This window comes from Enterococcus sp. C74 (assembly GCF_040887125.1).
In the GTDB taxonomy this organism is placed as follows: Bacteria; Bacillota; Bacilli; order Lactobacillales; family Enterococcaceae; genus Enterococcus_B; species Enterococcus_B hirae.
On record NZ_JBFOFA010000001.1, the window covers coordinates 349,041 to 371,522 of the forward strand.

18 protein-coding genes are annotated in these 22,482 nt (G+C 36.5%); 14 read left to right on the forward strand and 4 right to left on the reverse strand.

What is annotated here, in order from left to right:
* Nucleotides 1-37 precede the first annotated feature (37 nt).
* Nucleotides 38-1,375 carry an amino acid permease gene (locus AB3H93_RS01725; RefSeq protein ID WP_010719900.1) on the reverse strand — a complete coding sequence of 446 codons (1,338 nt, stop codon included), beginning with the start codon at nt 1,373-1,375 and terminating at the stop codon, nt 38-40.
* Between the two features lie 348 nt (nt 1,376-1,723).
* Between AB3H93_RS01725 and AB3H93_RS01730 the strand changes: the two genes are divergently transcribed.
* The 12 genes from AB3H93_RS01730 to AB3H93_RS01785 all read left to right on the forward strand — a co-directional run bounded on the left by AB3H93_RS01730 (nt 1,724) and on the right by AB3H93_RS01785 (nt 17,434).
* The gene (locus tag AB3H93_RS01730) at nt 1,724-2,611 is read left to right on the forward strand and encodes a hypothetical protein (protein ID WP_010738325.1); all 888 of its coding nucleotides are present in this window, start codon (nt 1,724-1,726) and stop codon (nt 2,609-2,611) included.
* A 270-nt stretch (nt 2,612-2,881) separates the two neighbouring features.
* Nucleotides 2,882-3,475 (forward strand): YitT family protein, encoded by a 594-nt coding sequence (locus AB3H93_RS01735; RefSeq protein WP_368020027.1) that lies wholly within the window; start codon nt 2,882-2,884, stop codon nt 3,473-3,475.
* Nucleotides 3,476-3,878: 403 nt separating this feature from the next.
* Nucleotides 3,879-5,087: an ammonium transporter gene (locus AB3H93_RS01740; RefSeq protein WP_240273544.1), complete on the forward strand. Its 1,209-nt coding sequence runs from the start codon at nt 3,879-3,881 to the stop codon at nt 5,085-5,087.
* Between the two features lie 29 nt (nt 5,088-5,116).
* Nucleotides 5,117-6,547, forward strand: a complete 1,431-nt coding sequence (locus tag AB3H93_RS01745) for an amino acid permease (protein ID WP_010738322.1) — start codon at nt 5,117-5,119, stop codon at nt 6,545-6,547.
* Nucleotides 6,548-6,569: 22 nt separating this feature from the next.
* Nucleotides 6,570-7,496, forward strand: coding sequence for a glutaminase A (glsA, locus tag AB3H93_RS01750; RefSeq protein ID WP_368020028.1), 927 nt, complete (start codon nt 6,570-6,572; stop codon nt 7,494-7,496).
* A 262-nt stretch (nt 7,497-7,758) separates the two neighbouring features.
* Nucleotides 7,759-9,207 carry a hypothetical protein gene (locus AB3H93_RS01755; RefSeq protein ID WP_368020029.1) on the forward strand — a complete coding sequence of 483 codons (1,449 nt, stop codon included), beginning with the start codon at nt 7,759-7,761 and terminating at the stop codon, nt 9,205-9,207.
* Nucleotides 9,208-9,420: 213 nt separating this feature from the next.
* Nucleotides 9,421-10,542, forward strand: a complete 1,122-nt coding sequence (locus AB3H93_RS01760) for a glycerate kinase (protein WP_368020030.1) — start codon at nt 9,421-9,423, stop codon at nt 10,540-10,542.
* Between the two features lie 349 nt (nt 10,543-10,891).
* Nucleotides 10,892-12,388: an Lsa family ABC-F type ribosomal protection protein gene (locus AB3H93_RS01765; RefSeq protein WP_034699765.1), complete on the forward strand. Its 1,497-nt coding sequence runs from the start codon at nt 10,892-10,894 to the stop codon at nt 12,386-12,388.
* Nucleotides 12,389-12,474: 86 nt separating this feature from the next.
* Entirely contained in the window at nt 12,475-13,032 is a 558-nt protein-coding gene (locus AB3H93_RS01770) for a histidine phosphatase family protein (protein ID WP_368020032.1), read from the forward strand.
* 440 nt (nt 13,033-13,472) lie between these two features.
* Nucleotides 13,473-14,549: a DUF871 domain-containing protein gene (locus AB3H93_RS01775; RefSeq protein WP_368020033.1), complete on the forward strand. Its 1,077-nt coding sequence runs from the start codon at nt 13,473-13,475 to the stop codon at nt 14,547-14,549.
* A complete protein-coding gene (gene murQ, locus AB3H93_RS01780; RefSeq protein ID WP_010738315.1) occupies nt 14,536-15,432 on the forward strand; it encodes an N-acetylmuramic acid 6-phosphate etherase in 897 nt (298 codons plus the stop codon). Before AB3H93_RS01775 ends, murQ begins: the two co-directional genes overlap by 14 nt.
* Nucleotides 15,433-15,445: 13 nt before the next feature.
* A complete protein-coding gene (locus AB3H93_RS01785; RefSeq protein ID WP_053766156.1) occupies nt 15,446-17,434 on the forward strand; it encodes a glucose PTS transporter subunit IIA in 1,989 nt (662 codons plus the stop codon).
* 295 nt (nt 17,435-17,729) lie between these two features.
* On the opposite strand, the gene AB3H93_RS01790 is transcribed toward AB3H93_RS01785, so the two are convergent.
* Together AB3H93_RS01790 and nrdI are read right to left on the reverse strand one after the other, a co-directional pair.
* The gene (locus AB3H93_RS01790) at nt 17,730-18,131 is read right to left on the reverse strand and encodes a hypothetical protein (protein ID WP_010738313.1); all 402 of its coding nucleotides are present in this window, start codon (nt 18,129-18,131) and stop codon (nt 17,730-17,732) included.
* A gap of 627 nt (nt 18,132-18,758) precedes the next feature.
* The gene (nrdI, locus tag AB3H93_RS01795) at nt 18,759-19,208 is read right to left on the reverse strand and encodes a class Ib ribonucleoside-diphosphate reductase assembly flavoprotein NrdI (RefSeq protein WP_368020034.1); all 450 of its coding nucleotides are present in this window, start codon (nt 19,206-19,208) and stop codon (nt 18,759-18,761) included.
* Nucleotides 19,209-19,416: 208 nt separating this feature from the next.
* On the opposite strand from nrdI, the gene AB3H93_RS01800 reads away from it, so the two are divergent.
* Nucleotides 19,417-20,841: a basic amino acid/polyamine antiporter gene (locus tag AB3H93_RS01800; protein WP_010738312.1), complete on the forward strand. Its 1,425-nt coding sequence runs from the start codon at nt 19,417-19,419 to the stop codon at nt 20,839-20,841.
* A 162-nt stretch (nt 20,842-21,003) separates the two neighbouring features.
* On the opposite strand, the gene AB3H93_RS01805 is transcribed toward AB3H93_RS01800, so the two are convergent.
* Nucleotides 21,004-21,324, reverse strand: coding sequence for a multidrug efflux SMR transporter (locus tag AB3H93_RS01805; protein ID WP_010719882.1), 321 nt, complete (start codon nt 21,322-21,324; stop codon nt 21,004-21,006).
* Between the two features lie 471 nt (nt 21,325-21,795).
* Here AB3H93_RS01805 and AB3H93_RS01810 point away from each other — a divergent pair, with 471 nt between their 5' ends.
* The gene (locus tag AB3H93_RS01810) at nt 21,796-22,482 is read left to right on the forward strand and encodes a DUF969 domain-containing protein (protein ID WP_010719881.1); all 687 of its coding nucleotides are present in this window, start codon (nt 21,796-21,798) and stop codon (nt 22,480-22,482) included.

Consider the following 22,482-nt stretch of genomic DNA (forward strand, 5'->3'; position numbering starts at 1 on the left):
TTTTTGGCTTAAGGAACTCAAGCTATTTATAGGGCTTTTAAGCAAAGATATCATTTTTCTTGCGGTAGCTAAAGAAAATCACCAAGTAAAGAAGGGCAGTCAATAATGTCACACCAATTGAATTAGTGAAGAAGATTCCTACAAAGATCAATCCTAAAACTACGATTGCTAATAAGTTTACCCCTTTTTCAAAAAGAGAACCTTTCTTTAAAGCAAGGATAAAGGCTGCAATACTGATCATAAGCCAGATGACTAAGACAGTGTAGGAAAGAGAACCAGCCAAATAGCCAAATAGTTTGTCACCAACAAAGTAAGAAAGAACAACGCCTAAATATAAAACACTTGCGCAAAATAATACGGAACGTTGTGGAACATGGTGTTTATTTAAAACAGATAGTTTTTTTGCTGCACCTTTTTTGTCTTTTAAACGGAAATACAGCAAACGTGAAGAAGCATATACACCTGAGTTGATAGAAGAAAAGAGCGCTAAGATGATCACAAAGTTTACAAGATCAGCGGCAAACGGAATATGCATTTTTTCAAATACCATCACAAATGGGCTAGCAGATGAGTTTGCCAAGGTATCCCAAGGGAAAATGATTAACAACAAGAACAATGGAATGATATAAAATGAAATGATTCGTCCCATTACTCCACGAATTGCCTTAGGAATCGCTTTTTTGGGATTGTCGGCTTCACTTACTGTGATCGCAATCAATTCTGAGCCACCATAAGAATAAATAACTACGAGTAACGAGTTGACGATTCCTTTCATACCATGAGGGGCAAAGCCACCATGATCTGTAATACTGTTTAGTGTAGGAAAGACCCCAATGTCAAACATTTGATGACCTACCAGGTATATCCCGAAGATAATCAACAATATGATTACGCTGATTTTAGCAAATGCCAACCAATACTCAGTTTCAGCAAATAACCGCACAGAATATAAATTAATCAACGTTGTCAACACGGCTAGAATTAAGACAAAGGTCCAAGGTGGAATCGTTGGAAACCATAATTGTAAGAAGGATGCTGCCGCTACAGCTTCGGCAATAATATTGATCGTCCATAATGAATAGTAAACCCAGTCGATAAAGTCAGCAGAATGGGCACCTAAAAAAGGTCGAACAAGCCCCGATAATCCATGCTGGGTATCCCCGTCATCTAAAACTAATTTACCAAGACCATTCATTACGATGAATAAAACAGCCCCACCAATCAAAAAAGCAATCAAGACACCAGGACCGGCAATCCCAATAGCTTCGCCACTTCCTTTAAATAGTCCCGCACCAATAGCCCCCCCCAGTGCTAGCATCGTGATGTGTCTGGAACTTAGTTGTTTTTTTAGTTTGTTTGTTTCAGTTTTCTCCATAAGCAACCCCTTTTCTAAGACTAAACTATTGACGGCAAAACAATCGCAGTCAAATGATTGATAACTATATTAAGTAGAAAAATAACTTTTTATATCATAGCAAATTATCTGACAATTTCAACAATTCTGTAAATAAAAATTTCTACTTTAATGAAAACATCATATGTTTGTCATAAATTTCCTATGTAAGCGTAAAACTTGATAGTAGGAGCAAACCCTAATAAGAGAGCGTTTTGTTTGTCTTTTCCTAAGGGAAGAAATTATGATAGCAAAAAATCACTAATTTTCATGTTACTATTGAATTAATCAAATGAACCATAATGGTCATAGGAAAGTGAGGAAACCAGAATGTCAAAATTGCCTATCTTATTGGTTGCAAAAGATAAAGCGTTGTATTTTTTACCCTCGATTGATTCATTAGATGTCATTTCGGGAAAAGATTTATTAGATCCAGTGTATTTTAATTTTTTCCATCCCAAATTGAAAGAATATGAATTGATCGTTTTTTTAGATTATGGATTCGAAACGGAAATAGCTGCGAAGATCCGCCCTTATACAACAGCTAAAATCGTTTTATACTTTTGGAATCATTTGAAAGAAGAGGAACACTTTAGAATGCTTCAACAAGCACAAAACGAATCGGCCGTCGATGAAATATACCATTTTGACCGGATAGAGGCGCAAAAACTTGGATTACGCCACAATAGTTCATTTTATTCTAAAAAGATGAAGATTCCTCAGGTGGAAGTCACTTCTGATTTGTTTTTTGGTGCCACTGATAATGGTCGTAAGGAGCTAGCAGAGAGCTATCGCAAGGAATTTGAACAGCGTGGACTTACAACCAATTATTATATTTTACCTTCACGAGGAAATGAGCAGGCGAATTATCTTTCTTACGCAGATTATTTAGCATTGACCGCACAATCACAAGGAATTTTAGAACTCATGAGAGCAGGACAAAAAGGAGTCACTTTACGAACTTTTGAATCTAGTTTTTTTGAGAAAAAGTTAGTGACTGACAATGAAGCAATTAAAAGCTACTATTTTTATAATCCTCAAAATATCTTTTTACTGCAGGAACGAAATTTGGATGAATTGCCGGAATTCCTGCATTCACCTTTTCAGCCAGTTGATCCGAACATTTTAAACTTTTTTGATGTCAATAATTGGGCTCAAAGGTTCTTATGGCTAGATAAAGTAGACTTTGAAAAATATGAGTATCATAAAGAAGATTAAGAATGTATGGGTGAAAAAGCTGGAAAAATTTTTTAGAAAAACATTCGTTCTTTTAACGATGTAAACCTTTTCTCATTATACCAGATAAATCGCTTACTTTTACGTTAATTATTTCAGTGGTAGCCGTAATAGATGATAGTTATTTCTTCCTATTTAATAGTAAAATAGGCTCCATAGGTTTAGTTGGCATATCAGATATGATAAATGTATCGTCATTTGTTTAATATCTGATCGTTCAACAAGCGGATCTTTTGGTTTGATGGAGGAAAAATGAATAAATTAGAACGAAAAAAAATAATACAAGTGATTTTAGGGACAAGTATGATTGCATTAGCGATCACATTATTGATCACTGCACATAAAGGCGCAGATACGATCAGTGTTTTTTTATTAGGAATGTTGACGTTGATCGATATTCCCTTTTGGGTAGCTAGTTTGTTGTTTAATGCAGTAGTGTTAGGAATCGTTGCTATCTTCAATCGAAAAGAATTAGGGATCGGTAGTTTAATCAATGGTTTTGGATTGGGATTACTGATTGGACAGATTGAACCATGGCTAAATAAACTTTCAGTTAACATGACTGGCTATTCGATCATGGCAGTTCTTTTAGCCCCTATTTTATTTGGGGTTGGAGCGGGATTATATGTTTCTTCAAACAAAGGATCTGCTGCATTAGAAGCACTGACTCAATTGCTTTTTAAATTTACGGGATTTAGTTTAACTTTTATTCGGATCGGTTTAGATGCACTAATGGTCATTGTGGGCGTATTATTAGGTGCCCCTATTGGTATCGGAACACTTCTATGTGTACTAGCGATTGGACCAATCTTTGGATTAACACTAAAGCAATTGAATAGAATTTAAACGTGTGAAGCAATTCTGTGCGAATCGAACACCATTTATATATCTATTACATAGAAAGAGTCGGATTGATGTCCAGACTCTTTTTTGTTTTGTTTACTAATGATTCAGTTTAATGAAAAAAATAAAGAGAAAGTTTATTTTTGTTCAAAAAGTTGAACGATAACAAAATAAAAAAACAAAAAACAGCATTATTATTGTGCCGATTTTCTCTGAAAGTCCATCAGACAGCTGGATAAAGTGATTAAAAAAACGGATACATATTAAATAAGGTAAGATTTTTAAGAAGTAATTAGAACAATATTTTAGTTTATTTCGGATTTGACGATACAAAACGCAAAAAGATAAACAAAAAACAGATGTTAAAATTTCTTATACTCAAACCATAGAAAAGAGGTGAAAACGAATGAATCATTTACCTATCAATACAGGTGATACAGCATTTATGATTTTATGTACCGCAATGGTTTGCTTGATGACTCCTGGCTTGGCATTTTTTTATGGCGGGTTGGCACGGAAAAATAACATCACAACTATTATGGCACAGTCGTTTCTTTCAGTAGGAATAACAACTTTGATGTGGATATTTGGTGGTTTTGGATTAGCTTTCGGTAGAGATATCGGTGGACTAATTGGTAATCCAGCTGACTTTTTTTTAATGAAGCATGTCTCTAACGCACCTAATTTATTACATGGAGCAACGATTCCTTTTTTGATGTTCTTTTTATATCAATTGATGTTCATCGTAATCACCGTTCCATTGATGACGGGGGCCTTTGCTGGAAGATTGAATCTTAAAGGTTATGTTTTGCTTTTGATTTTTTGGAATCTTCTGATTTATTTCCCTGTTTGTCACTGGATATGGGGAGGCGGATTTTTAGCACAATTAGGCTTCCGAGATTTTGCTGGTGGTGCTGTCATCCATACAACTGCAGGTTTCGGCTCGCTGGCATGTATTTTGACACTTGGACAAAGAAAGATTCCTACTTCTAAACGATCCGGACATAGTAGTTTGATGGCAGCAGCTATTGGAACAGGTCTTCTTTGGTTTGGCTGGTTTGGATTTAATGCTGGAGGGGCACTCCGAGCAGATTACCAAGCGGTCAATGCTTTTGGTTCAACTTTTGTTGCGTTGGCATTTGCGATGATGACGTGGTTGATCTTAGCGAAAATCAGAGGGAATGGTTTTGATTTTGTCGACATTTTAACTGGTTCTGTCGCTGGACTTGCAACAGTTACACCGTGTGCAGGCTATATCAATCCAAGAAGTGCCATCATCATCGGAATCATTGCCGGAATTGTTTGTCAGTATGCTGTTGCATTTCGTAAGAAGAAAAATTGGGATGATGCACTTGATGTATGGGGTGTACATGGCATGGGTGGTTTTACTGGAACCATCTTAATTGGGCTTTTTGCTACAAATGCTCATTTGCTCTCTGATTCACACAGCTGGTTCCTATTAGGTGTTCAAATCATCGGTGTTTGTCTAGTTGCCTTATACGCTTATGCGATCACAGCAGGTATCTTAAAGAGCATCATGTGTCTAACGATCATCACGACGACGAAAGAAGAACAAGAAGAAGGATTAGATTTCACGTTTTTTGAAAATAAATAAATTAAATATAGTAGAAAAGAGGAAGTTTCATGCAAGAAAGCAAAGCGAAAATTCCTGCGAAGAAATTAACATTTTTTGGCTTTTTAGCCATGACGATCTCAATGGTTGTTTCACTTTATGAGTACCCAACATTTGCGACATCGGGCTTTAGTTTGGTTTTCTTCCTGTTGTTAGGCGGTTTGTTATGGTTTATTCCGGTAGCATTATGTGCGGCTGAAATGGCAACTGTTAAAGGCTGGGAAAAAGGCGGTGTCTACACTTGGGTAAGTCGCACGCTAGGTAAAAGATTTGGATTTGCTGCTATCTTTTTCCAATGGTTTGAAATCACAGTTGGTTACTTAACGATGCTGTATTTCCTGACAGGAGCATTATCTTATGCAACAGGAATCTCTGCTATCCAAAATAATAAGTTTTTGAAATTAGCGATTCTTTTAATTATTTTTTGGGCTATTTTATTGTCTCAATTAAGAGGGACAAAATATACTTCATTGATTGCTCGGATCGGGTTTATTGCAGGGATCTTGTTACCAGCACTAGTTCTATTCGGATTAGGTATCCACTATGTGGCTTCTGGCGCACCCTTACAAACGACACTATCAATGAAAACATTGATACCTGATTTTTCAAAATTACCAACATTAGTCGTTTTTGTTTCATTTATTTTAGCGTATATGGGGGTAGAAACTTCTGCTAGTCATGCAAATGAAATGGAAAATCCTAAAAAGAATTATCCACTAGCGATGTTCGTATTAGTTATATTAGCGATTATTTTGGATACATTTGGTGGATTGACAGTGGCAACAACTGTTCCTCAACAAGGATTATCACTCAATACAGGGGTTATTCAATCTCTTGAATTTTTATTGCGACACATTGATCCCAGTCTTGCTTGGATTGCAAAAATTCTTGCTATCTTAGTGTGCTTAGGGGTTATTGGAGAAATTGCATCATGGGTCACTTCACCATCTAAAGCCTTACATGTGGCTGCCGAAGAAGGTTTATTACCCGCACATTTTGCGAAAGAAAATGCTTATGGTGTACCGGCAAACTTAATGATTGCTAATGGGATCGTTGCATCCATTTGGGCAACTGTCTTTACATTAAGTGGTGGCGGAAATAATTTATCGTTCCTTGCAGCTATGTCACTAACAGTAGTTATCTATTTGATGCTGTATTTTATGTTTTTTATTGGCTATTTAAAATTAGTTTACAAAGATGATTCATTAGAACGGGCTTATCAAGTGCCAGGTGGAAAAGTTGTCAAAACCATTGTCGCTTGTTTAGGATTATTGACTTCACTATTTGCTTTTTGTATTTCTTTTGTACCACCTTCAAGTATTGCTGCAGGCCAACATGGAATCTATGAAACGATTTTAGTCATTTCATATCTCATTGTTGCAGTTATTCCTTTTACGATTTATGCATGTCGTCATAAATTTCAACATGCAAATAATAAATAAAAATTGAAAGCTGGTTATTAAAATGGATGTCAAAGAATTAGAACAATTGATTGGGAAAAATTTCCACTACTATCAAACAGGACATGTAGCAGATTATATCCCAGCGCTTGCGCAAGTAAATCCGGAACAATTAGGAATGGCAATTTATGATTTGAAGAAAAATCAATTAATCGAAGCGGGTGATTCGCAAGTTCGTTTTGCGATTGAAAGCATGTCAAAAGTACCCGTATTATTATTAGCCATCCAAGATAATGGCATCGATAAAGTCTTTCAAACGATCAATACAGAACCAACAGGTTTTGCTTTTAACTCGATTTTGAATATGGAACTCAATCATCGTCATCATCCAATGAATCCATTTGTGAATGCTGGTGCGATTGCAACCACTTCTTTGATTGCCGGAAAAGATCCAGAGGACAAATTCAATCGTATTTTAGCTTTTATGAAAGAAATTTGTGATGATCCTCAAATTACATTGAACGAAGAAATTTATCATTCTGAATCAAGAACTGGGGATATTAATCGCTCCTTGGCTTATTACATGAAAGGTAATCAAATGATCGACGGAGATGTATCAGAAATCCTCGATGTGTATTTTAAACAATGTTCAGTAAATGTGACTGCTAAAGGGATTGCCAAGTTAGGCTCTGTCTTAGCGAATAAAGGTATTGCTCCTTGGAGTGGACAACAAATCATTACAGAAGAAAGCGCAACGATTGTCAAATCAATTATGACAACTGCAGGATTGTACGATGAATCAGGGGAATTTTCTGTTCATGTCGGTGTTCCAGCTAAAAGTGGTGTCGGTGGGGGCCTAATGGTAGCTGTTCCTAATTATTATGGCATGGGTGTTTTCAGCCCAGCATTAGATGCTTTTGGTAATAGCGCAGCTGGAATCCAACTTTTAAAAGATGTTGTCGAAAAACTCGATGTTGATATTTTTGACTAAAATTAGCGAGAAAGTATTAAGCAGAATGATGAAAGACAGATTCCTCCTTAGTTGAATCTTTTTTACTCGATGCAAAAAATGCTTCACTGTCATTTATTTATAGTTAATGATTGGTTTGTTCGGGCTGGGAAGAAGCTTTTTCCCAGCTCAGACTTTTTTATTTTGTTTTTGTAAACGTTTTCCTTTTAAGGAAATAAAAAAAATGGGTTTTAAGTAATATGTTTAAATAAGTATATATATAAATTAGAGGAGCGAAAAAGGCATGTTGGAAAATTACATTGAGCGGAATATTTCGAGAAAAGTCTATCTTTGTGAGCAATTATTTGAATTTCAAGAAATAGATATCGAATATATTGCCAAAATGTTAGGTGTGACAATGCCTACTGTGTTACACGATCTTGAAAGTATCACCGAATGTTTAGAATATTGTATCGAAGACATTAAGCGAGAAAAGCATATCTATAGAGTCATATTTAAACATGGTATTGAATTATCAGAGTTAACACAGTTTTTATATGGACAATCGTATTTTTTAAAATTTTTAAGTTATTATTTTAGAGGGCAATTCACTAGTACGGAATTATCAGATCTTGAGTTTATCTCTTTAAGTAAAGTTTATACGATCAAAAAGACAGTCTTAGATTTCTTTAAAGCTAATTCCTATTTAAGAAATAAACAAATTATCATTCCTGAATTTGACGTGCGAAATCTTTTACTTTCCTTAGTGAGATACATTAATTGGGAAGGGTATGAAAATAAAAATCATCAAGTAATAGATGCTTGTCACCAATTGATTGATTTTGTCGAAACACATTTTTTCAAACGAAGATATTCTGAGGAAGATAGATTTTTGATTGTTCGAGGAATTGAAATAGCGATTGGACGTAAAGAATATCCTCTTTATTTTGATGAAGAAGATAAAAAGTCAGCTGAAAAAAAGCCTTTATTTCATATTGTTAGCCAAGGGGTAGCTGAACAAAAAGAACATTTAGATATACAAGAAGAAGACGTGTATTATATTTTTTCGTTATTTAACACACGAAATTATACGAACGAAAATATGGAATTATTGAAAAAAGATTTTGAAGTTGTTTATACCAGTTTCATTGAAAACACGCCTTGTCTCCATGAGCTAATCGAAAAAATTGTAACTAGAATTGACAAAAATTGTAAAAATGATTTTATTTTAAAAAAATCATTTTTACAGTTTATTCGTACGATCTGGGCAGATGGTCAAGTATTTCTCCCTGATCAAATCTATTTATTAACTACTGCAGAAAAAAAACTGTATGAGGATATCATAGTTATTCTCAATGATTGGAAGGAAACATACTATCCAAAAGTAAGATGGAATCACAACTTGATCAGAAAATTTGTCAAAAGTATGACATTGATTACAGACGAAAAAGAAGAACAACCTACTGAAATTTTCATTGTGGCTCCTAGTGTTGTAAAGCAAATTTTTTATCGTGAACTACTCATGTCCGAAATGAATGAATATACTGAACTGAATCCAATGATTTATCATTCGTTAGAAGAATTACCAGATGAATGCTTGTATTTTACGCACAGAATCGTGTATTGTGATTATACTGTATATCAATGTGGATTTGACACTGAAAACACGAGGGTGATACCAATTTCTTTGAACAGGAAATATGAGCATCTTAATACCACATGGTCGGTTGTTTCAAATAAAAAGCACTTATAAACAGCAAGAATCAAATAGCAATAATCGAAAGTGGGCGTTCAAGAAGGAAGTGAATTCTTGAACGTCACTTTTCTGTTTTTAGAAAACAACATCAATGGTTTCTAAGTTCCATCCGAGTATTGTTTTTTGCAAATTTTCAACTTGTATTGGTTGTCAAAAAAAGAGAAACATGTCTTACTAGTAATGAGAGTAAAGTACAGAGGAGGAACGACAATGACGATCTTAGCAGCCATTGATTCATTTAAAGGAAGTGCCTCATCGTTTGAATTAAATCAAGCAGCTTTGAACGGCTGGTTTTCAAAAAAAGGAGAAAAAATCAATCGCCCGATTGCTGATGGAGGAGAAGGAACAGCAGAGGCAATCTATCATGCTTTAGGTGGTCAATGGCGGGTAATCGAAGGGGTAGATCTGCTTTTTCGAAAAGTAAGTTGCAGATATTTACTCACGGTTTATGCGGGAAAACGCCTGGCAGTGATTGAATCAACTGAAGTAATCGGTCTTGATTTATTAAAGGAGCCAACTGATCAAACGATTCGATCAGCTTCTAGCTTTGGCTTGGGAGAACTTTTGAAAGATGCTTTGACACAAGAGGTTGATCAGGTGATTGTCACATTAGGTGGGAGTGGCTGTTCAGATGGTGGCTTAGGTCTGTTGCAGTCGCTGGGAGCCAAGTTAGTTGGGGCTACAGAGGGAAATCCACTGCTGACGACGAAACGAATCGAGTGGGGCAAAAGCCGTGAGAAATTCAAAAAGGTTCAATTGCTAGTTGCTGCTGATGTGACAAGTTTTTACAGTGGCCCACAAGGAGCAGCTCAAATTTACGGTAAGCAAAAAGGTGGTACAAAAACAACTTTAGCATTTCTTGACAAACAGGCAACGAATTTAACCGAACAGATAAAACAAACGACTAATATTGATTTAAATGCTGTTTCTGGAAGTGGGGCTGCTGGTGGAATCGGTGGAGCGTTATTGCTTGTTGGTGGTAAAATGGTTTCTGGTTTTTCACTTGTTGCTCAACTGATTGGTTTAGAAGAAGCCATCAAACAAGCAGATCTCGTGATCACAGGTGAGGGACGAATCGATCAGCAGACGATCAATGGGAAAGTACCATATGGTGTAGCTAAACTGGCAAAGAAACATGGGAAAAAAATTATTGCGTTATGTGGCAGTCGCGAAAAAAATCTTGGACGATTAGATGAATTTCTGCCAAGTGTTTTTAGTATCCAGCTAGGACCGATTGAATTGAAAAAAGCCTTAGATCGTCAAGAAACCCTCGAAAAAGTAGCGATTATGACACATAATCTCAGCCGATTAGTGGAAGATGATTTATCTTAGTTGACAGTTTAAAAATAATTATGTTAACCTAATGACAAATAAAACGAAGTGAGGGATCTTGCCATTGAAAAACTAAGTCAATGATTGAAAGCTGCATTAAGGCTATTTTATTAATGAGAAAAGTGCATAAATTACATTAATCACGATGTTTGAGTGAAGAGAAACGGTCTAACGATTGCCCGTTGAAGCTTGCTCACGCAGAATTTAATGTGAAAAACACTTACTCAATAAAAAATAGCAGGCAGATTTTCAGAATTGGCGAGTTTTCATTGGTGGGGTCTCTTTTTGTATCCCTTCTTTGGCGACCAGTTCTGAAAATAGGACTGGTCTTTTTTATAGGAGGATATAAATGTCGAAGATAGAAATTAAAAATTTAACTTTTGGTTATGACAATCAAGTGCTACCCTTATTTGATCAAGCGACGTTGAATTTTGATACCACTTGGAAATTAGGATTGATCGGTCGGAATGGACGTGGAAAAACGACATTATTGAACATTTTACAAGATAAACTACCTTATCAAGGACAGATTATCCATCAGCAAGAATTTAACTATTTCCCTCAAGAAATTGGAGAAGAAGCACAATTTACTTATGATGCGTTGAATGAGATAGCTGATGTTGAACTTTGGGAAATCGAAAGAGAACTACAATTAATGGAAACTGACCCAGAGATTTTGTGGCGACCATTTCACACACTGTCTGGTGGTGAAAAAACAAAAGTACTCTTAGCGCTGCTTTTTGTTGATGATCAGCATTTTCCTTTGATCGATGAGCCGACGAATCATTTGGATTTAGTCGGAAGAAAACAAGTAGCTAATTACTTGCAGAAAAAAAATCAAGGATTTATCGTGATCAGCCATGATCGCGGATTTATCGATGAAGTGGTCGATCATGTATTAGCAATTGAAAAAAGCCAATTAGAACTGTATCAGGGGAACTTTTCAGTATATGAAGAGCAAAAGCAGTTAAAAAATGAGTTTGAGATTGCCCAAAATGAAAAAATCAAAAAAGAAGTCACGCGCTTGAAGAAAACTGCAGCAGAAAAAGCAGAGTGGTCCCGATCTCGTGAGGGAGATAAGACGAAAAAAAGCGTTGGGTTTATCGATACTGAAAATCGTAGAGTGAATCGTGGTGCAATTGGTGCGGATGCCGCTCGAACGATGAAACGCTCGAAAGCAATCGTGAATCGGATGGAAACGCAAATCGGGGAAAAAGAAAAATTATTGAAGGATATCGAATATGTAGAGCCTTTGACAATGAATGTCAAAAAAACACATCATAAACGATTGCTGACTGTGGAGAATTTACAACTGGGGTATCAACAGCTGCTTTTTTCGCCCGTTAATTTTACGATTGACCAAAACGAATGTGTGGCGTTGACAGGGGCAAACGGTATAGGGAAATCTACGATCATCCATTATCTTTTAGACGATTTTGATGGAATAACTGCAGGTACGATCCATAAGCCTAATCAACTAACGATCAGTTACGTGCGTCAGAATTATGAAGATAATCGCGGTACGCTCAGTGAATTTGCAGAAAAGCAAAAAGTTGATTATCAAACATTTTTAAATAATCTCCGCAAGTTAGGGATGGAAAGAGAAGTCTTTCATAACCGAATTGAACAGATGAGTATGGGGCAACGCAAAAAAGTTGAACTAGCCAAGTCGCTTTCTCAAGAAGCGGAATTATATATTTGGGATGAACCGTTGAACTATTTAGATGTCTTCAATCAAGTCCAGTTGGAGCAACTGATTTTATCGTTTAAACCTGCAATGTTGGTTGTGGATCATGACCAAGTCTTCTTAAATAAAATAGCTGATCGACTCATTTCACTCAAATAACTCATTGTCATCAATAAGTAGTGAAACTTGTTTTGCTCATTGGTTATGTTACAATCGAGCCAGAACAAACAAAGGAGCGTTGAATAATGTTATATGTAACTAGACATGGCGAGACAACTTGGAATGCAGCAGAACGGGTCTGCGGGAGAGCGGATGCCCCGTTAACAGAAAAAGGGCAAAAACAAGCGGAGAAATTGGCTGAAAAAGTTTCAGAATTACAAATCCCAGTCACGAAGATTATCCATTCCCCTTTACAACGTGCAAAAGATACAGCGCAAGCCGTTGCCGATAAACTTCACTTGCCAATGGAAGTAGATGAACGGTTAATCGAAATGGATTTTGGGGAATACGACGGGATGCCAAGTCATGAAACAATCTTTCAAGAAGCACGACAAGAATTTGCGGTGCGTTTTCCAAATGGTGAATCAGTGTTAGATGTTTATGCTCGAGTTGTTCCATTGATCGAAGAATGTCTTGCGGATGAAGAGAATGTCTACCTATTAGTTTGTCATAATGCGTTGATTCGTATCATGAACGCTTATTTCTATCCTATGCCAAATGAGACATTCTTTGATTTTTTTGTTGAAAATACGGAATTAGTTACTTTTCCTAGTAAACATGAGCTGAACACTATAAAGTCTTAACTCATTTTTGGCGGGTAGCAGCGGAGTCAAACATTCGTATCATGAATCAAAAAAATAGTTGATTTCTGAAACCGATAAACGGAAGAATCCAAAAATAGTTTTTGCTATTTTTGTCATTCTTCCGTTTATTTACGTGGCTTTTTGTCAATAAGGACTGATGAGTTGTATAAAATCAAATAGAGGTCAGAATGAACCAAGGATTGATGCGTATTTTTGTTCTGTCATTCAGCGCATGAAACACTTTTTAGTCGGTGTGTCGTTCTTTCTTTAGTTATATAATTAGCCATTAATCTTTGAAATCGCCTATCATTATCAACCGACGAAAACGCTTTTAGAAATAAAATTAATTTATTTTTATAAAAATGTTGAAATTTTATTTCACAAGAGGTATACTCTGTTCATAGAAATGAATACGGATACATCGCGTGAGGGGGAGACAGATGTTTGGTTTTTCGATCTTTATGAATGAAGCTTTAACGATAGAAAAAAAAGCTTATATCCAAAAGATGGCAAAGAATGGGTTTGATGGGATATTTACTTCTATGCATATTCCTGAAGATGATGCTAGTTTATATAAAAAACGGTTAACAGAACTAGGCGAATGTGCCAAAGAAAATCAATTGGATCTAATGGTAGATATTTCTGGAGACGCTTTAAAACATGCTGGGTTTTCGATGGCAGATTTAGAGCCATTAAAAAAGATTGGCGTTACTGGGTTACGAATGGATTATCATCTTTCAAATGAACAAATTGCGAATTGGAGCCATCAAATCAAAATTAGTTTAAACGCCAGCACGATCACTCCACAAGATGTCACAGAATTACAAGTCGCTAATGCAGATTTTTCTCAACTTGAAGCATGGCATAATTACTATCCGCGTCCCGAAACTGGATTAGATCGGAAATGGTATCAAAAAAAAAATCATTGGCTAAAAGAACAAGGCTTTACAATCCAAGGTTTTGTGGCAGGGGACGAAGCCTTACGTGGTCCGTTATATCAAGGTTTACCTACTTTAGAAAGTCATCGACATGTCCATCCTTTAGCTGCTGCGCTAGATTTGATGTCATGCGATACAGATTTGATTTATATCGGTGATGGCGGACTTTCAGAAGAAGTTCAAGAACAATTTGCCATGTATCAAAGAGAACAAACAATTTTACTACATGCTGAAGTAATTGATGCCCAGTTTTACGAGTATATTTTAGGAAACCATATGAATCGGCAAGATGAGGCAAGAGATGTTATCCGCAGTGCGGATGCACGGTTTAGAAACATCCCTCGAATTCCTCCTCGTGATACGAAAAAACGAGCAAAAGGAACGATTACTTTAGATAATGAACGATATCTTCGTTACATGGGGGAGATTCAAATTACTAAAAAGGATTTACCAGCAGATGAAAAAGTGAATCGTGTCGCTCAAATAAGCGAAGCCGAGTTACCGCTACTTGAGCAAATCCGTGCAGGGGTAAATTTTAAAATAATCAGAAGAGAAGGAAAAACAAATGAAGCAAATTAATTTAGAAAATCTAACAACAGAGCGACGAAATCAACAAACATTTGGACTTGATGAAATGAGTGTTACCCAAGCAGTTCAGCTAATGAACCAAGAAGATCATAAAGTTGCCGAAGCCGTTTCAAAAGAATTGGCTAGCATCGAACCAGTGATCCAACAGACGATTAAATCTTTCCAACAAGGTGGTCGATTGATCTACATGGGTGCCGGTACAAGTGGCCGTTTAGGTGTGCTAGATGCTGCAGAATGTGTACCAACATTTGGTGTAGAACCTGAGATGGTCATTGGCTTGATTGCTGGTGGTGAAGCAGCCATGACAGTTGCGGTTGAAGGAGCAGAAGACTCTTTAGAGTTAGGGAAAGAAGATTTAGTAAACTTAGGATTAACTGAAAATGATATGGTCATCGGGATTGCCGCAAGTGGTCGTACACCGTATGTGATTGGCGGTTTAGATTATGCTCGTACAATCGGCGCGACTACTGCTACAATTTCTTGTAATAAAAATGCTGAAATCAGTCAACATGCCGATTATCCGATCGAAGTTGATGCAGGACCTGAGTTTCTAACCGGTTCAACTCGCCTAAAATCTGGTACAGCACAAAAATTGATTTTGAATATGATCTCAACAATTAGTATGATCGGGATTGGCAAAGTGTTCAATAACTTGATGGTCGATGTGAAACCGACCAACGAAAAATTGATTGAGCGTTCAAAACGAATCATTATGCAAGCAACAGAGGTTGACTATCAAACCGCTGAGAAGTATTTTAATGAAGCAGATAAAAATGTGAAATTAGCGATTGTGATGATTTTAACCAATAGTGATAAAGCGACAGCAGAAGAAAAATTAGTTGAAGCAAACGGCTTTGTAAAAGGAACCTTATGAGGGGGAAGAACCAATGGCTAAAAATGAATTGACTTTAGAAGAACTAGCAACGCGGATCTATGCTGGTGTAGGCGGAATGGGCAATGTCGAAAGCATTGTCCACTGCATGACCCGTGTTCGAATGAAGATCATTAATGATGAGCTTGTCGATGTTGCAAAATTGAAAGCGATACCTGGTGTATTAGGCGTTGTTGAGGACGAACAACTGCAAGTAATCATCGGTCCTGGTAAAGTGAACAAAGTAGCACAAACGATGGTAGATCAAGCAGGTGTAAAATTAGGAGAACAGATTTCTTCAGGAAATAGAGCTTCTGATAAGTCGTCAGCCTCAGGAAAAGATTTGGTAAATGAGAGAGCGCAAGCGATGAAAGCTGCTCAAAAAAATAAACAAAAACCATCAAAAATCAAATCAATCTTGAAAGATATTTCGAACATTTTCGTCCCTATGATCCCAGCATTTGTCGGTACTGGGATTGTGGCAGGGATTGCTGCGGTACTAGCAAACTTAGTGACAGCGGGTACATTAGATGCAGCAACTTGGCAACAATACATTGATATCATGAACATTCTAAAAAATGGTATGTTCAGTTTCTTAGTGATTTATACAGGGATCAATGCAGCTCAAGTTTTTGGTGCAACACCAACTCTTGGTGGTGTTATCGGTGCGGTAGTCTTATTAACAGGCATGAATCCAGAAGCGCCACTTAAAAACTTATTCACTGGTGAAGCATTAGCTGCAGGTCAAGGTGGGATTTTAGGGGTTATTTTTGCTGTCTGGTTATTAGCAATCGTTGAAAAGAAATTGCATAAAGTTGTACCAGATTCCATTGATATTATTGTTACCCCTACATTATCATTGATTGCTATTGGCTTAGTCGAAATTTTCTTCATCATGCCACTCGCTGGTTTCATCTCAGATGGAATGGTTGGCGGAATCAACTGGGTATTAGGTGTAGGTGGTGCCTTTTCAGGATTTGTCTTGGGGACACTATTCTTACCGATGGTTATGTTCGGATTGCATCAAATCTTAACACCGATCCATGTCCAAATGATTGATGAAACAGGAAAAACACTATTATTACCTATTTTGGCGATGGCTGGTGCCGGACAAGTCGGAGCAGCATTAGCATTGTGGGTTCGTTGTAAAAAAGATAAAGAATTGACTGAAATGATCAAAGGTGCGTTACCCGTAGGAATCTTAGGAATCGGTGAACCATTGATCTACGGTGTGACACTGCCGTTAGGACGTCCGTTCATTACCGCTTGTATCGGTGGTGGTATTGGTGGTGCTGTTGTTGGGATGATTGGAAATGTAGGTGCTATTGCGATCGGGCCTTCTGGTGCTGCTTTGATCCCATTGATTTCAGATGGAAAATGGTTAGGGTATGTCTTAGGGCTACTCGCTGCTTACGCAGGTGGTTTCCTAGCAACATTCTTCTTTGGTATTCCTAAAGAGCAATTGGAGAAAGAAGAATTAGCTGAAGAAACAACAACTGAAATGACACCAATGACGGAAAATACAGGAGCAGTCAGCACAAGTGAAATTTCATTAGCTGCTGTAGCTGATGGAGTAGTTGAATCACTTGAAAAGGCAAGTGATCCCGTATTTGCTCAAAAAATGATGGGAGAAGGTTACTTTGTTGAGCCAATCAATGGTCAGATCTATTCACCAGTAAGTGGAACGATCAGCTCAGTGTTCCCCACTAAACATGCGATTGGTATCACAACCGCTAATGGATTAGAAGTGTTACTTCACATGGGGATCAATACAGTTGACCTTGGTGGTGCACCATTTGAGGTGAAGGTAACAGAAGGTCAGTTGGTGACACCTGATACACTTGTTGCTCAAGTCGATTTAGCAGCAATCAAAGCTGCCGGTAAAGAAACTTCGATGATGGTTTTAATTACCAATATGGAGAAAGTAAAAAATTTCGTTTTAGAAAAAACAGGTGAGACAAAAGCCAAAGCGAAGGTCATGACTGTTGAAGCTACAAAAAATTGAACGAAGTAAAAACAGATAAAGAATAGAGAAAATTCGAGCCTGGGACCAAGTGCGGTCTCAGGCTCTTTTCTATGATTAATAAGAGGGAAAAATAATTGTAAGAGAAACAGTTTGATTCATTTAAGACGATAAATCACTGGTGAACCAAGCTAAAAGTTCAATTGGAGAAATTAGAAGAAATACACGAAGACAAAGTGGCTAGAATAGTAAAATAAGCCCGATTTTGATGGTATGTACTAAAAGTAAAATCAGGCTTATTTCATTTTTGGTAGATGATTGTCCCAACATCGCCTATCTATTTAGCAACAAGTAATAAATGATTTTTCAAACTATCTAGTTCGTTTTCTTTCTCTTTTCCAATCATGAATTCCTCTTTGTCTATAGTTACCTTATTTACTTTTGAAATCTGAATTTCTTGTACAACATTATTGTTTTTATAAAACTTTATTTGATAGTTGAATCTTTTTTGCTTTGATGTCAGTTTCATATCATAACGTTGAGCATGTTGATCCGATTTATTAAACAGAACATTAAGGTTTCCTATTAATGTTTTTAAAAAATTGGGGTCTGTAGCTTTCCAACTTTTTTCTTTTCCTTCGTCATCTTTAACAAAAATCACTGCTTTATCGACTTCTTCTAAAGAAACCACAGGATCATTCTTTTGCTTGCAAGCACCTAAAAATAATAAATAAAACATTGAAAATAACACAACAAGAAATTTCTTTTTTTTAATGTTTTTTCACCTCCTTGTTTATAATCTAGTGTCAAAAAAATATAAAATAACATATAAAAATCTAAATATTTCTATTTTTATTATACCTTTTCCTTTTTGTTCTGTTAAGTTAACGTTTGCAATATGCTTGGTTATATTAAGATTATTTGAACTGAATAGCTTTAAAAAGAGTATGGGGAATTTTATTTCTTCCATTTTGACTAGTGATTCTCTTTCGAACTGTCTATGTTTAAGTTTTTGATAACAAATTTTTCTGACAAAAGTAATCTAAATGAAGGGGAGATCCATTGAAATAGAATTAGAATCTGATACGATAACTTTTTATAACGGAAGTCTATGAATGGGGCATCATGTGGATGACGAGTGTTTTATCTTAGCCAGAGCTTCGTAACAAGTTCACACAATAAATCACAGTGTTGGAGGTGACACAGTTTACTTCTATTGTGATGTAAAATAATCGCAAGTGATGGATGAAGGATATTCGATAAGCGGATTACTGAATGAGTATAAAGCCTAAAAAAGAAAAATAGAGAGGAAACTTACCAACTAAGTTTCCTCTCTGTTCTATGTTTTGATCGAATTTTTTAGAAATTATTGGTTAGCTGTTTCGACTAACTTTTGATATACTCGCTCAACATCTGCTGGGGTTCCCCGTAATTCATAGTCGGCGAGGAAAGGGAAGCCAAATTGGCTGGCGTATTGTTTAGCGGTTAAGCAATATTGATTATTAAAATTTTTGTTTCCACTCCCTACGACACCCAGACAAAGCGTATGATTGTCTTCGTATTCCAGATATTCACGCATGGTTTCTGTTAAAATTTCTGTATCACCGTTATCTAACCCATTTCCTCCATCTAAGTAAGTGGGTACAAAAGTGAAGAAAGTTTCACTCTCTTGTTGAAAGTCACTATTTTCATGAATTTCTTTTAGCGTGATTTCTGGTAATTGAGGATTTAACTCATGTTGGTTCGCAGCATATTCAGCAAGTTTTTTAGCGAAAGCTCGTGTGTTTCCAGAGATCGATATATATAGAATGTTCATTACATTTCCTCCAATTCTTGTCTCCAGTATAGCATTTTTTTATCAATTTTTGGAAAAGGTTTTCCCTAAATGAATATGCAAGATTCTTGTATAATTAGAAAAAAATAGTTACAATTATATTTCTATTAGAATTTTTATGAATAAAGTAAAACAGGTGAAGATTTGTTATACTTTTGGTAAAAGCGGTTTATTTTGGAGGATGCTTAAAATGGATACAGAGCAACAGAACAAAGGAATAGGGTTGTTTCCACTAGCGGCCTTAGTGATTGGGTCAGCGATAGGAGGTGGCGTATTTGGTATTATGACGGACATCTCCGGATCGGCTGGTGCCCCAGCTATTTTTAGTTGGGTGCTAGTTGGAACAGCTATGTTGATGCTCTCGTTATCAATCAATAATATCAATAAAAAACGTCCAGAGCTGGAAGGTGGTATTTTCAGCTATGCAGAAGCTGGTTTCGGACGTTTTGCTGGATTTATCAGTGGTTGGGGTTATTGGCTTACTTGTTGGTTGGGGAACGTAGCCTTTGCTACGTTGCTAATGAGTGCTTTAGGTTACTTTTTCCCAGTATTCGACGGAGGTCAGAATATCGCTTCGATCGTTATGAGCACTTTGTTTTTATGGGGATATGCTTGGCTAGTCAATCGTGGGGTCGAAAATGCAAGTTATGTGAACGCTATTGTAACGATCTGTAAACTTGTCCCACTATTTTTATTTATTGTTGTAGCAATCAGTACCTTTTCACTGCAACAATTTATCGATAATTTTTCTAGTGATATCATATTGAGTGCGAATGGCCAGCCCGTGCCATTTTCTAGTCAGATATTGAGCTGTATCATGGTGATGTTATGGGTGTTTGTTGGGATTGAAGGAGCTTCTGTGGTTGGTTCTCGTGCAAAGAAAAAATCAGATGTAGGGAAAGCAACGATCCTTGGTATTTTTGGTTTAATCATCATTTATGTTTTAGTTTCGATGTTACCTTATGGGACAATGTCAATGAAAGAATTGCAAGGAATCCAAACACAGCCAGCGATGGGCTATGTGTTTGAAATGATGGTAGGAAAATGGGGAGCAATCTTGATCAACGGTGGTTTGATCATTTCGCTTGTCGGTGTCTGGTTATCTTGGACGATTTTACCGATTGAAACCATGAGGAATATGGCAGATGCTAACTTATTACCGAAACGCTGGGGTCAAGTCAATAAAAAAGGTGCGCCAACATATGCTATTGTCTTAACGACGATTTGTACTAATGTTTTCTTACTTTCTTTATTGTTCACGGATAGTGCGTATAATTTTGCTTACACACTTGGGACAGCAGCGATATTCTTTACTTGGTTATTCTTAGGTCTTTATCAGATGAAACTATCTTATCAAAGAAAAGAATGGGGGCAATTCTTTATCGGCTTTTTAGCCAGTGCATTTCAAGTCTGGGCAATGCTCGTGGTTGCTTTCAATGAAGTGATGTTAGTGTTAGTACTCTTCTTACCTGGGATCTTCTTTTATTTAAGAGCCCGGAAAGAACAAAATGAGCCAATCCCTCATCTTCACTTAGATAAATTTTTATTAGTCGGTGTCACAATGATCGGACTAACAGCAATGATTCTATTTGCTACAGGCGTTTTACATGTTTAAATACACAAATATGTTAAATTAAGTCATTAAAAAAGCCAAATAAACGGTAATTCATGATTCTAATAAAAGAATCGTTAGCAAAACCGGTTATCTGGCTTTTTTTGATGTGTTCATGCACCTACTATTGTTTTGGTCTGATCAACCATTCCTGATAATGTAGGATCAATGTCCACTGGTTATTTTGATTCCGACCAGACTAATCAATAATAAGCCAACGAAAAACCAAGTGGCTAATGTCAGTTTATCATGAAACAAGACGACACCAATGATCACTGAACCAACGGCACCGATTCCGGTCCAAATAGGATAGGATAAACTCATTGGTAACTGTTTGATCGCCTTTGATAAGAGATAAAAGCTGGCGATCATGCCAATGACTGTGTAGAAAGAATAATTCAATTTAGAAAAACCATCACTCCATTTCATCATCGTAGACCAAAAAACTTCCAAGATTCCCGCTAAGATTAATTCAAACCATGCCATATTAATCACTCCATTTACACAAAAAAGAGGAGTAGCATTCCTCCAAAGACCTAATGGAATGCTTATCCTCTTAATACTACCCGGCGATAGTTGTGTCATTATTTTGTTAATTGAAAGGATAACACAAAATAAAAAATAAGGGTAGTGATAAGCTAAAACGTGAACCAATTTGAATCGGCCATTCGATTTAGAAGTCGTTTTTTGGAGGAAAACACCTATGCTAAAGTGTTATTTTAGATAATGAAGCACGTTTTTGTTTGTTTTTTGTTCATTTGTTAGTTAACAAAAATAAGATCTCAAAAAATTTGAACTGTAAACGAGTTGTTTCAATCGTAAGTGATTTTTCTAATTTTTTTATTGAATTGACTGAATTTTTAAAAAATATAATGAGATAATTGGATTTTATCTATATTTTCATGGCTTTTTGATTTATAATAAAAAAATATCTTGTAATTTTAAGGAGGAAGTCAAATGGAGAACTATCTTAGTCTTTTAGGTGTCTTGATCGTCATTATCGGTTTTGCACTAAAATTAGATTCAATTTTGATCGTAATGGTCGCACTGATTGTCACCGCATTGACAGGCGGTTTAGGAATTGAAGGAATGTTAGAAACTTTAGGAACAAGTTTTGTCAATAATCGAGGAATGGCTATTTTTATCATTATTATGTTGGCAACAGGTACACTGGAACGTAATGGTTTGAAAGAATCAGCAGCTTCGCTTATTAAGCGCTTTAAGAAAGTATCAGCTGGGATGATCATTGATATCTATGGGGTCTTCCGTATGATCTTTGCAGCGTTCAATGTCAGCTTTGGTGGAGTTGCCGGTTTTGTTCGCCCAATCATCATGCCAATGGCTTTAGGAACAGTCGAATCAAAAGGCCTGGAAATTGATCCACAACATGAGGAAGAATTAAAAGGCATGTCTTCTGCGATGGAAAATATTTGTTGGTTCTTTGGTCAAGTATTATTCGTTGGTGGAGCAGGTGCGTTGTTAGTTCAATCGACTTTAAAAGGTCTGGGTTATGAAGTGACACTAGGACAACTTGCTTTGGTTGAAGTACCAGTTGCTGTCGTTGCACTGATTGTTGCAAGTATTTATTTCTACTTAAGAGAGAAAAAATTAGCGAAAAAATATTATTCAGGAAAGGGGCAATAA